General features: G+C 30.7%; 10 protein-coding genes and 1 pseudogene. 8 read left to right on the top strand and 3 right to left on the bottom strand.

Going from position 1 to position 12,853, the window contains the following annotated elements; all coding sequences use genetic code 11:
* The first annotated feature begins 18 nt into the window (after window positions 1–18).
* The 5 genes from KDK92_RS16740 (at window position 19) to larC (ending at window position 5,115) form a co-directional block, all read left to right on the top strand.
* Entirely contained in the window at window positions 19–1,230 is a 1,212-nt protein-coding gene (locus KDK92_RS16740) for a 4Fe-4S dicluster domain-containing protein (protein ID WP_250860487.1), read from the top strand.
* Between the two features lie 200 nt (window positions 1,231–1,430).
* A complete protein-coding gene (locus KDK92_RS16745; protein ID WP_250860488.1) occupies window positions 1,431–2,504 on the top strand; it encodes a putative NPN-dependent ornithine cyclodeaminase in 1,074 nt (357 codons plus the stop codon).
* 39 nt (window positions 2,505–2,543) lie between these two features.
* Window positions 2,544–3,629, top strand: coding sequence for a putative NPN-dependent ornithine cyclodeaminase (locus KDK92_RS16750; protein ID WP_250860489.1), 1,086 nt, complete (start codon window positions 2,544–2,546; stop codon window positions 3,627–3,629).
* A gap of 125 nt (window positions 3,630–3,754) precedes the next feature.
* The gene (locus tag KDK92_RS16755) at window positions 3,755–3,892 is read left to right on the top strand and encodes a hypothetical protein (RefSeq protein ID WP_250860490.1); all 138 of its coding nucleotides are present in this window, start codon (window positions 3,755–3,757) and stop codon (window positions 3,890–3,892) included.
* The gene (larC, locus tag KDK92_RS16760) at window positions 3,868–5,115 is read left to right on the top strand and encodes a nickel pincer cofactor biosynthesis protein LarC (RefSeq protein ID WP_250860491.1); all 1,248 of its coding nucleotides are present in this window, start codon (window positions 3,868–3,870) and stop codon (window positions 5,113–5,115) included. Before KDK92_RS16755 ends, larC begins: the two co-directional genes overlap by 25 nt.
* 312 nt (window positions 5,116–5,427) lie before the next feature.
* Here larC and KDK92_RS16765 read toward each other — a convergent pair whose 3' ends face one another.
* The 3 genes from KDK92_RS16765 to KDK92_RS16775 all read right to left on the bottom strand — a co-directional run bounded on the left by KDK92_RS16765 (window position 5,428) and on the right by KDK92_RS16775 (window position 8,247).
* Window positions 5,428–6,330 carry an aminoglycoside phosphotransferase family protein gene (locus KDK92_RS16765; RefSeq protein WP_250860492.1) on the bottom strand — a complete coding sequence of 301 codons (903 nt, stop codon included), beginning with the start codon at window positions 6,328–6,330 and terminating at the stop codon, window positions 5,428–5,430.
* 307 nt (window positions 6,331–6,637) lie between these two features.
* Window positions 6,638–7,264: a DJ-1/PfpI family protein gene (locus KDK92_RS16770; RefSeq protein ID WP_250860493.1), complete on the bottom strand. Its 627-nt coding sequence runs from the start codon at window positions 7,262–7,264 to the stop codon at window positions 6,638–6,640.
* A 53-nt stretch (window positions 7,265–7,317) separates the two neighbouring features.
* A complete protein-coding gene (locus KDK92_RS16775; RefSeq protein WP_250860494.1) occupies window positions 7,318–8,247 on the bottom strand; it encodes a helix-turn-helix transcriptional regulator in 930 nt (309 codons plus the stop codon).
* 432 nt (window positions 8,248–8,679) lie between these two features.
* Here KDK92_RS16775 and KDK92_RS16780 point away from each other — a divergent pair, with 432 nt between their 5' ends.
* From KDK92_RS16780 to KDK92_RS16790, 3 genes and pseudogenes are all read left to right on the top strand, one after another.
* Window positions 8,680–10,050, top strand: coding sequence for a leucine-rich repeat domain-containing protein (locus tag KDK92_RS16780; RefSeq protein ID WP_250860495.1), 1,371 nt, complete (start codon window positions 8,680–8,682; stop codon window positions 10,048–10,050).
* An 855-nt stretch (window positions 10,051–10,905) separates the two neighbouring features.
* Window positions 10,906–11,145: pseudogene (locus tag KDK92_RS16785) on the top strand (GNAT family N-acetyltransferase); the annotation flags it as partial.
* A gap of 214 nt (window positions 11,146–11,359) precedes the next feature.
* Complete coding sequence (locus tag KDK92_RS16790) at window positions 11,360–12,721, top strand: DUF4317 domain-containing protein (protein ID WP_250860497.1); 1,362 nt, start codon at window positions 11,360–11,362, stop codon at window positions 12,719–12,721.
* Window positions 12,722–12,853: the final 132 nt, after the last annotated feature.

Consider the following 12,853-nt stretch of genomic DNA (forward strand, 5'->3'; position numbering starts at 1 on the left):
TAGAAAGGAGGTAAATATATGAAGCAATTTGATGAACGAGATATAATGTTTTCACGAATGGGACTGATTGCAGGCACTAAACGTTATGTTCAGTATTATAAGGAGCATCCAGAAAAAAAGGAAGTAGATGATGAGGCAAGGAAAACAATGCAAGATATGATGGCAAAAAAAATGGATAAAAAGCCGGAAGACGTTGCAAAGATGATGAGAAAAATGATGTTTATGATGAAAATTTCAAATTTAATACCTGGTAAGAAGAATTTTATGATTGGTAGCAAAATGCCTTCCATGGGAGGGAATAGATCAGATTCACAGATTGCTATTTCTCAAATTACAAGTCAAATCATGAGAAAAGCATCTACTATGCATGAAAAATCTTCAAAAACTAAGGTAGCAAAGCGAAAAGTACAAATTGAACCTAAAAAAATGTCAGAAGAAATTAAAGAATTAATAAGACTACTAGGAATTGATATTGTTGGTATTGCAAAAATTACACCAGAGTTCAACTATTCACATAGAGGAACGCTTATGGGGATACAAGGTAATTATGGTGAAGATATTCATTTAGACTATAAGTATGCAATTGTAATTGCATCTCCTTTAATCAAAGATTATATTAATCGTGCACCACATCAAGAAGAGATGATTGCTACTATGAGAGGTTATGCAGAAACTACTACAATTGCTTCTCAGGTAGTGATGTATATTAAGGAATTAGGATATGATGCACTAGGAGATGATTTTCTTAAATATTATTCGCCTATAGTACCTCTTGCAGTACAGGCAGGGGTTGGACAACTAGGGAGAAGCAATATGGTTGTAAATCCGGTTCATGGGAATCGAATGAAAATGGGAGCAGTTCTTACAAATATACCTCTGGAAGCTGATGAACCCATAGACTTTGGATTAAATGAGTTTTGTAAACTGTGTGGTAAATGTGCTCAAAATTGTCCTTCAGGGGCAATATCAAAAGATAAATTGGTAACGGAAGAAGGTAAAACTTACTGGCTTCATGATGAAGTGAAATGTATGAAAATGTGGATGAAAGTAAAAACGGACTGTGGTATTTGTATGTCAAGTTGCCCATTTTCACAAGGAGTAAACCAAGAACTTGTAAACCAGATGAAAAATAATCCGGAAGTGATGAAGAAAATTCTTGAAGAAGATCATAAAAAATACGGAAAAAGGAATTACATTAAAGAACCTTTACCAATTGTAAATTTAAAATGAAAAAGAGATATTTAAGGAAGATCAAGTGGTAGCTAATTATATAGTGTAAAATCCAAGTGTATCTTCTTGAAGTCTTAATAAAATTTTAATACATTTACAAAATAAGTTATTGAATATATAGAAAATTATGTTAGAATAAAAATGTCGTAAAATGCAAAATATTTTAAATATAACTTACAATTTAAAGGAGGAAGTGTTAAATGAGTTTTAAATTACCAAAATTCACACCACCTGATTTTACAGAAGAAATATTTGTTAAAGCGCCAAATGTTAAAATTGGTGAAGTTGAAAAAGAAGGAGTTGCACCTAAAAATTTTTTTATGACTTCTATACATCCTGAATATTTTAAAATTAAAGGAAAATGGATTCTTCCAACTCAAAATTCTATGGATTGCGCTGCTGTAGTTAGAGATGACAACACTGTGGAAGTGGTTGAATTTAGAAATCTTAGGGTTGGAGATAGAGTTGTTTTAGGAAGAACTGCAGATATAAATGAAGGTATACATAAACATATTAATGGTTTTCATAGCTTACCAAAAGTGAAAAGAAGAAGATCAGTTGAGTCGTCTTTTACTAAAGACTACAATGAATTATATGAATTGTTAAAATATGAAAAAGAAAATAATGGACATATAGTTTGGGTTTTAGGTCCTGCTGTTATTTTTGATCATGACACTAGAGTTGCATTATCAAAACTTGCGGAAAATGGCTATGTAAATGGACTATTGGCGGGTAATGCTATGGCAACCCATGACTTAGAGGGCGGATTACTACAAACAGCCTTAGGGCAAAATATTTATACTCAGGAATCAGTATTACTAGGACATTATAACCACTTAGACCTTTTAAATGAAGCAAGACGTGCGGGTTCTACAGAAAACCTATTGGCTGAAGGAAATGTAAAAGATGGATTTATAAAAACATGTGTAGAGAAAAATATTCCTATAGTTCTTGCAGGTTCTATAAGAGATGATGGTCCTCTTCCAGAAGTCTATAAAGAAGGAACAAGTGCTCTTGATGCTATGAAAGAACAAACAAATAAGGCAACAGTAATAATCTGTCTTGCTACAGTTCTTCACTCAGTAGCAACTGCACATTTAGCTTCTACATATAGAGTGCAGAATGATGAAGTAAGACCATTATATATGTACTCAGTAGATATTGCAGAATATGCGGTAAATAAAGTAGCTATTTCTAGAGAGTTTGTAGGTGTTAAAACAATAGTTACCAATGTTCAAGATTTTGTTGTTAATCTTCAACGAAACTTAGCCTAGTGAAACAGAGAGAGAAAAGATTATGAGGAGGAGTTTTTCATGAGTTTTCAATTACCAAAGTTTACGCCACCGGATTTTACACAAGACTTTCTTGTTGATGCTCCAAACTGCAAAACAGTAGAGGTAGTTAAAGAGGGAGTTTCACCAAAAAATTATCATGCAATGTCGATTTATCCAGAATATTTTAAGATAGAGGGAAAATGGGTAATAGCTAACGAGAGTAGGATGGATACTGTTGCTGTTGTTACACCAGATGATAATATTGAAGTAGTTGAGTTTAGAAATTTAAAAATTGGGGACAAGGTAGTAATAGGGAGAGCAGAAGATGCTAGCCAAGGTATATATGTATATACTGGAGGATTTAAGGTTGGACAAGGTGTTGAAGACACCTTTGCATTTAGATCCGGTAGATCAAGAGAAACGGCTTTTTCTAAGGATTATGATGAGTTATATGAGATTATGAAATATGAAAAAGAAAATAATGGAAAAATAGTTTGGGTATTAGGGCAATCACTTGGATTAGATGATGATGCAAGAAATTCATTAACGTCTCTTATAGAGCAAGGATATGCACAGGCTATTATAACAGGAAATACTCTTGCAGCCTTTGACTTAGAAAAAGGAATGATGGGAACAAATTTAGGTCAAGAGAATTATGAAGTATACGATAATGAGCACTACGAATATATGGAAACTATAAATGAAGCTAGAAGAGCAGGTTCAATAGAAGAACTTGTAGCTTCAGGAAAAGTCAAAGATGGAATATTAAAAGCTTGTGTAGAGAATGATGTTCCAGTAGTACTTGCAGGTACTATAAGAGATAGATTCCTATTACCTAATGTATTTGATAATGTATATGAGGCACAAGATGCTATGAGAAAGCATACTAGAAAAGCAACTATGCTTATATGTGTATCCTCAGTACTCTATACTATAGCTTCAGGTAATATGACACCTTCTTATACTGTAAAAGATGGAGTTGTCAGACCAGTATATATATATTCTATAGATATACAAGAGTTTTCTGTTAACAAATTATCTGATAGGGGAACATTAGAGGTTAAGACTTTAGTTACAAATGCTCAAGACTTTATAAATAATGTAGCAAGAGGGGTAACTAAGTAAGATAGTTAAAATGGACACACCTTTATGATAATGTGGTTTTATTATGCAAGAGGATGTAGGAATTATGATGATTTCTATAATTCCTAATCCTCATTTGTGGGATATGGAGCTCACCACTTTTATCAATGTTTAATTGTTGTTCAAGTGGGGTAGGAGTTGTAAATATAGAGAATGGATTTGGAACAGCTTATTTAGCTAGTACAATAATAAAACAAAAGAAAGAGGGTAAATTGGAGCTATGGAAGAGAGAGTTCTATATGTAGATTGTCTATCAGGTATAAGTGGAGATATGACAATTGGTATGTTGCTTGATTTAGGTCTTGATAAAGATAAGTTTATAGAGGATTTAAATAAGCTTAATATATCAGAGTATAAAATTAATATTGAAAAAGGACAGAAAAATGGAATAACAGGGACTAACTTCAACGTAATACTAAATGAATCACATACATATAATAATGAAGATGAGGCAGAGCAGATTTATGAACATCAACATACACATAATCATGAACACTGCCGAGGAATAAAAGAAATATTTAAAATTATAGATGAAAGTAAGTTAAATAAAGAAGTAAAAACATTAAGTAAGAAAATATTTAATGAGGTAGCTAAAGCAGAAGCAACGGTACATAATGAGGATATAGATAAAGTTCATTTTCATGAAGTTGGAGCAGTAGATTCTATTGTAGATATCGTGGGTACAGCTATATTAATAGATATGTTAAAAGTGGACAAAATTATTTCGTCACCTATACATATAGGTACTGGCTTTGTAAAGTGCCAACATGGAAAAATACCAGTACCAGCACCAGCAACGCTTGAAATACTTAAGGGAATCCCAGTATATTCAAAGGGAATAAGAAGTGAATTAGTAACTCCAACAGGAGCTGCAATTGTCAAGGTTTTAGTGGATGAATTTAAATATGTTGATAATATGATAATTGATAAAATAGGTTATGGACTAGGGGATAGAGATTTAGAAATAGCCAACTTACTAAGAGGAGTAATACTAAAAAGAAAACTAGATGAATCATTAATTATGTTAGAATGTAATATTGATGATATGAATCCAGAAATATATTCTTACCTTATACCAAAGGCATTAGAAAAAGGTGCTAAGGATATTTTCCTAACTAATATTGTTATGAAAAAGAATAGACCAGGTATAAAAATTAACTTACTTTGTGATGAAGATAAAAGTGAAATCTTTGAAAAGCTATTATTTGAAGAAACAACAACATTAGGTCTAAGAAAGACAAAAGTAGATAAAGTAAAACTAAAAAGTAAATTTCAAAAAGTGAGCACTATTTATGGAGATGTAACTATAAAAATATGTTATAACAATTCAGAAATAATCAAATATGCGCCAGAGTATGAAGAGTGTAGAATGCTAGCAGAAAAAAATAGTGTTCCTATTAGAAAGGTATTTGAAGAAGCTAATTACAACTTCAAGAAAAATATAAATGATGGAAAAGTTAAAAAATAAGTATAAGCTAAGTGGTTCGGGCGAACCTATAATATACCTTAACGGTCGCCCTATCCGCACATTTTTCTATTCTTCTATATAGATTTCTCCACTCAATGTCTGTGAGTAAGTGAGTATAGTAACCTAAATAAAAAAAATCGTTCATATCTCACACTTATATTATACCAATGAGAAATTTTTTAGGTGGAATAAATTTACTATAATCTTCATTAGGTATTCCACAATCTGCTCAAATATTTCCAATTAAAAAATGAATAGTACTTAATTCAGGATACTTAACCAACAAAAAATGGTCTGAATTGATGTTATATACTATTTTAAGCTATCAATCAAATTTCGCCCTAATGAAAAGATTCTCTTATCACCAATACTTGCTCCATATGTTATATCTGCTATAGCCATTTTAATACTTACAATTTTAAGTTGAAGTTGTTTCTTTTCACTATTATTCAATCCATATCCTTCAAATAAAGCTTTTCTTAACTTAGGTCTATTTTGGGTATATCTTTCAATTACTACTCCAAAACTATCAACGTCAATTCCCCAAAGCATATTTTCAAAGTCAATAAATCCTGTAAACTTACCATTCTTATCTACCATCCAATTATTTTGTGAAAAGTCCCAGTTAGTTGGAACTGGCTTGCTATTTACAAAAACATCACTATGCTTCATACACCATTCAACTAATTTCTTATCACTATTATTAAGTAATTCTTTATCATATCCTGATTTTAAAATACTTTCTAATGCACAATTAATATAATCAACAGGATTTGTTTTTACGTTACTATCAAGCGGGGATCCATCAGCCGCTGGAACTCCAAAATATGTTCCCTTAAAATTATTATGCAATTCCTTAAGTAATTCTCCTGCTTTATAATAAACTGGTTTCAATATATTCTCGTCATTTATTTGATATTCATTTATTGTCTTCCCATAAATTGGGGTAGTAATTATTCCATATGAATTATCTTGATTAAAAGAATGAATAAGTTTTGGGGCATACTCACTAAATATTTGAGTCCAATTTTTATATGCGTAAACTTCAGGACTCCACCGGCTTAATCTGTTATAAATTTTAATAAACATTCTTCTATTATTAGTTATAATTTCTAATACTCCTGTTCTGTTACTACTATTCCTATGGTCTTTAATAATTTCAAATTCTCCTACCAATGAATTAACGGTAGTAGTAATTTCTTCATTAATAATCATTTTTCTATTAATCCTCCATCTTTATTTTAATTCACTAAATGGATGTCAATTATCTCTAGAAAGTTACAATGTTACTTGCTCAATTTTTCTTGCATATATGACACAATACTACTCAAAATATGTAATAACTAACCATACAATTATAGCATAAGTTTTCCATTTATGGTTATATCATAGAAAGATTATAGCGCAACACCATAGTTAATTCCTAGGAATACGACGGATAGTTACATATATGATATTATGTTAACTAAAATAATGTAAACCAAAACATTAAAAAGTAATACTAAGGGGGAGCATACTTAGGTTAAATACTCTGTGAAATAAGCTCTTTATAATATTTAGGGTCACCGGTAGAATAATAGTTGTACCACGATTCAATAATCTCACAAGGGAATACATTCAAATATTGTATAATGTGTTTCGCCCACAACAAACCTCCTGCTGAACTAGCTGTTATCAAGTTACAATCTACAACAGCTGGAGAATTAACATATAACTCTTTACCACTATATTGTTTTGAGAATAATGTTAGGTAATCTAAAGAATTGCTTGTATGCTTGAATTTATCTAAAACTTTTAAATTAGCCAAAGCAAGTGTCGCTCCACATATAGCCCCTACAAGAATACCCTTATCTATATATGATAAGGCTTTTTCTAAAATCTGATTGTTTTCTTCACTGTTCCATGATTCTGCACCAGGCAAAAGCAAAGCAACAATATTATGTTCATCTATTTCATCTAATAAACAATCTGGAGTAATAGTTAATCCACCAATTGTTTGTATTGGATTCTTACTAGTGCTAACAGTTTTAATTACAAATTCTCTATTTTGTTTTTTCAGCATAGATTCCATACTAATCGCTTGTAGAATATAGCCAACTTCCCATTCAGCCATAGATTCTAAAATGTAAAGATATATAATTTTGTTCATTCTCTTCCTCCTAAAACTAATTTAAGAACAGTATAGCACAAGAATAGTGACACCTATATGTCACTGTTCTCATAATTTTTTATTAAAGTATTTTTCAAATGTTCTTTAATTTTTTGCTGGTAGGATAAAGGTGAAAGAACTTTAATTTTTTCTCCAAAACCTAAAATGATAGAAAACATAATAAAGTCATTTTCTTTTATAGTAATCTTTTTAACGATAGATGTTTCCGACACATTGATAACATCACCATCAAAATATTCATTAATCAAAACCTGAATTTCTTTAGAATATTCAATAGTAACATATATATTGTGCGTATCTCTTTTTTTTTCATAATCAGCAAGTAACTTTGCTACATCATAATCATTATGAAAATTCTCCTCACTTATTTCTAAATTTTTCATTCTTACTATCTTAAACATGCGAAAATCACTTTTCTCTAAATCATAACCAAAAGCGTACCAAGAGTACCATTTATAGAAAACATGTATGGTATTGCATTTAACTATTCGAGTATCACTATTGAGGTTAGTGTATTGAAATAAGACTTTTTTATTATGCTGAACAGCTTCTTTTAACATAGAAATATAGGAAATTATACTTTTGTTCTCATTTACTACAGAAAAATCAATATTTAGTCCATGATTATTATTTTGATCAGAATATATATGTTTTACTTTTTCATAGGTTTCATGAACCTTTTTATCACCATAAACACTTTTCAAGCTTTGTAGAGCAAGAAGAATATATTCAGAGTTGGCATTATCAATTATTTTTTCATTTAACTTATATTCAGGATTAATTGAATAACCACCTTTAGATCCTATTTGTGAATAAATTGGAACACCTGCTAATGTCAATGTATCTATATCACGAATAATTGTTCTTCGAGAAACATTAAAATGTTCAGCTAAACTATTTGCACTAACATTATTTCTATTTATTAAATAAAATAATATTCCTAACAATCTTTCAATTTTCATCATCTCACCTCGATTCAATATATATATTGATTTTATAGTGTTATGCAACAAATGGCAACGAATTTCAGTACTTAGAACTGCTTATTTATAGTCCGCCAAGCACCAAAGTGGTGTAAATAATGGAAAATTTGTAATGAACAATATGAAGAATTATATAGTATAGGCACCGTATTATTGAAATTACGGTGGTTATATTTTTTTACATACAAGTACGTAAAACTAGGCAGGGATTTACATTTATTGATCATGGACCTGACACCTTAGCAGAAACTGGAAGTTTCTGCTTGCTACTAAGCATTAAGCACAAAATAGTTTATTAAAAAACGTAGAAAAATCTGTTTTATCAACAATATATTCCTAAATAACATAAATGATGATAAAATAGTTAAGGCGGTTTTTGAATGATTATTAAAAAAAGAAGGAGATTGGAGTATGAAAATAAAAAAGGTATTTATTTTAATAGCTATTACTATAGCTATTGCTATGTTGGCGGTACTATTCACGAACATTTTTTCAAAATTTGAAATTTCTGATGAAACTTTAATAGGTATGAAGGATAAGAAGGTAGCATCTGGTCATATTGAAATACCTAATAGTGTAACGAAAATTGCTAATAGGGCTTTCGCAAATTGTACTGATTTAACATCGGTAACTATTCCAAAGAGCGTTACAGAGATTGGTAATAGGGCTTTTGAAAATTGTACTAACTTAACGTCGGTAACAATTTTAGATGGTGTTACAGAGATTGGTAATAGGGCATTTAAAGACTGTACTAATTTACTGTCTGTAACTATTCCAGATAGTGTAAAGAATATTGGGATGGAATCATTTGAAGGCTGCACTAGCTTAGAGTCGGTAACCATTCCAGAAGGTTTGAATAAAATTCGAGCGTCGACATTTGAAGGCTGCACTAACTTAACAACGGTAAGAATTTCAGAGGGTGTAACATTGATTGAGGATGATGCATTTAAAGGCTGTACAAGCTTAGATTCGGTAACAATTCCAAAGAGCGTTACAGCGATTGGTAATTCGGCATATAACGACTGCACTAGTTTAACATCGGTAACCATTCAAGATGGTGTAATCTGGATTCAGGATGATGCATTTAACGGTTGTACTAGCTTAGAGTCGGTAACCATTCCAAAGAGCATGATAGAGATTGGTAATTCGGCATTTAACGATTGCACTAGTTTAACATCGGTAATCATTCCTGATGGTGTGACGGAGATTCAGGATGATGCATTTAACGGTTGTACTAGCTTAGAGTCGGTAACCATTCCAAAGAGCGTGAAAAAGATTGGTAATTTTGCATTTTATGAATGTACTAGCTTAACGTCGGTAACTATTCCAAAGAGCGTCAAGAAGATTGGTTATTCGGCATTTAACAGATGTACTAGTTTACTGACGGTAACCATTCCAGATGGTGTTAAGAATATTGATACAGCGACATTTAGACATTGCTCTAGCTTAACATCGGTAACCATTCCAGATGGTGTGACAGTGATTGATACCTTGGCATTTCAAGGCTGCACTAGTTTAACATCGGTAACTATTCCAGATGGTGTGAAGAATATTGGAGCATGTGCTTTTGATGGCTGCACTAATTTAGCACCATTTAAAATCCCAAAAGAAGTTAGTGATAAAACGACAATGGACATGATACGGTATACTCCTTATGAGCCTGCTGATTATATGAGACCTTCTGATCATCATAAAAAAACTGAAGATGAAAAGTTATTTGAAGAGGTTAAAGAAGGACTAACAGAGCTATATAAACAAAATAATTGGCCTGGTGCCGAATAATATTAAATACTAAATTAGTAATAATCAATATGAAGAATTATATATTACAGCCACCGTAGTATTGAAATTACCAGAAGATGTTCAAAAATGTGTTATGTATGGAGATTTTAACAAAGCAGAAGAACTTAGAGTACATATTCCTATTCCAAAACCAGCAGTCCAAATTTAAAATATTAAAATACTATCTACTGTTGCAGAAAAGAATTTTATTGCACCAGAAGAAAGAAGCCAAAGAACTGTATATTTTAAAAAAACTGCTGAAAGTGAGGATGAATTTTTAGTTGAATATACTTATGAAAATCATATAAAATACAACGACTTAGATTCTTCAGAATAGATTCATATGATAATCAGGTGGGAGAAGCAGAATATTCAGATAGTGGACTATGTGTTGGAGATTTTGAGAGTATAAAAGAAATAATTGATATACATGAGATTAGCAAGTAAAAACTGTCTCTACGTTTCTTGTTTTTATAATGTGATCAGATTAATAACATGAAAATGCAAACTTTAATAAGAAGAAATATCAATGAGAAGCTATCAAAGTGGTCATAATTAGAGCACTTTGATAGCTGTTTTGTTTACATTAGGCGGTACTTTAATCATTATTTATATAACTTTAAGAGTTTAAATATAAATACACATTATTCTCATGATTCACTACAAACTGAATTTTAATTCTTCTTCTTACTTTCGCTGTAGATAGCAACACAAGCACATAAAATAGCAGCATCTATCGCAATCAAAAGGACACCGTTCATTTAAAATTCCTACTATTAAATTAATTAACAATTATATGAATGCAAAAAAAGTTTTAATGAATTACTTCCACAAGGAAAGTACACAAAGGATAATTATATTTATGTGGTTGTAAATAGCGACAATCAGGGTGTAGGATTTATATGGTATCAAAAGTATAATGAAGATATAGCGTTTATTTGTGATTTCTTAATACTTGAAAAGTTCCGTAAACAAGATTATGGAAATCAGACTTTACTTTTGCTTGAAAAAGAAGTAAAAGAAAAGAGTTTTAATGAAATATTACTTAAGGTTTTTAAATATAATAAACCTGCTTTTTCCTTATATAAAGTTTAGAATACAAAATAAGAGATGAAGAAAATCAGAATATATCTATGTTGAAAAGTATTTGAAATTTCAACTGTGCTACAATATTTTTTGTTTACATATCATTTGCTTTAAGTTTATCTAATAAAATATTTAATTAATATAAAAAAAATATTATACTTAGTATAGTAATAAATTAATTGATATCTACAAATAGAAAAAAACAAGATTGAGGTGTTTATATATGCAAAAAAAAGATATACTTGAGTTGAGAAAACGTTTAAAGAAAGACCATTGTACCTTCACTAAAATGTGTGGCTGCTATGTTAATGGTGAAAAAAATATAATTTTAAATTTCAGAGAAAGCTTTTTGAATTTAGATGAAGATGAGTATTTTAAGTACTTGGAAATTGCTAAAAAAGTCTTATCTGGAACTATTGGTAATAAAATTTTAGAACTTAACTTTCTAACTAATGAAAATCATGTAAGTGAAAAACAGCTTTCGCTTATGCAGCTAAAAAAAAGTCAATTAAAGGATGATGCTCTGCTTGAAGATTTTTATACATCCATTATAGACAGCTATGATTATGCTGGTAATTTTTTGATACTAGTTTTTCATGATGCTTATGATGTCATTACTAAAACTACAGATAATAATAAAATAGATGAATCTGAAGAAGTATATGAGTATATTTTATGTGCTATATGTCCAGTTTCACTTTCTGAGCCTGGTCTTAGATACTTTGAAGAAGAAAAGAAAATAAAGGCACGTATTAGAGACTGGGTAGTGGAATCTCCAACCATTGGATTTGTGTTCCCTGCTTTTATTAATCGTAGTACAGATGTTAACTCTATTATGTACTACACTAAAAAGCCAAAGGACCCTCATCCAGAATTAATGGAAGAGACTTTAGGGTGTTTTTCAAGACAAACTGCAACTATCCAAAAAGAAACCTTCCAATCGATTATTAAAGATTCTGTCAGCACTAATGAAAAAAAAGCTGAGAAAATTTTTATGGAAATACAAGAAAACCTTAATACTATGATAGATGAACACAACGAAATATATGATGATACAGATTATGAACCTATAACTTTAACACAAAAGGTTATGCAAAATCTGTTAATAGAAAGTGGAGTTCCAGAAGAAGCTACTGCTAAGATCGAAGAATCCTATGTAGAATGCTTTGGTGAAGACCTTCCTGTAGCAGATAATTTAATTGACTCAAAAGCACTTAAGGAAAATGCTCAAAGGAAAAAGGAAGAACAACTTGAAAAGCAAGTGGAAATTCTAGAACAGAAACTTGAACAAATAAAGCAAGAGGAAGCTGTGGATAAAGAAGCTGAAATTTCTAAAAAGGATGATGAGGATAATGAGGCTTTAGATGACGCTTCAAACGACAATTTAGAAGATAAGTTAGAAGAAACTCTATCTACTAATTCAGAGGATAATAGTCATACTACTAACTATGATGTTATACTTCAAGTAAAGCCAGAAAAAATATCTAAGATTACATCTCAAATAATTGAGGGTCAAAAATGCATAGTTATTCCTATTGAAGAGGATGAACAGGCTTCAGTTAATGGCTTGGATGATTTGATTTAAGGTATATGAAAAAAATAAAGAAGTCAGATTGCGAAGTAATTTTGATTATTTTCTAGGCACTTAATCGTGCGCATACTCACTGTATGTAAACGATTGAATAACGACGAAAAGAATCAAAAGGACGAGTAAGAT

The organism is Oceanirhabdus seepicola (genome assembly GCF_023684385.1).
GTDB lineage: Bacteria > Bacillota > Clostridia > Clostridiales > Clostridiaceae > Oceanirhabdus > Oceanirhabdus seepicola.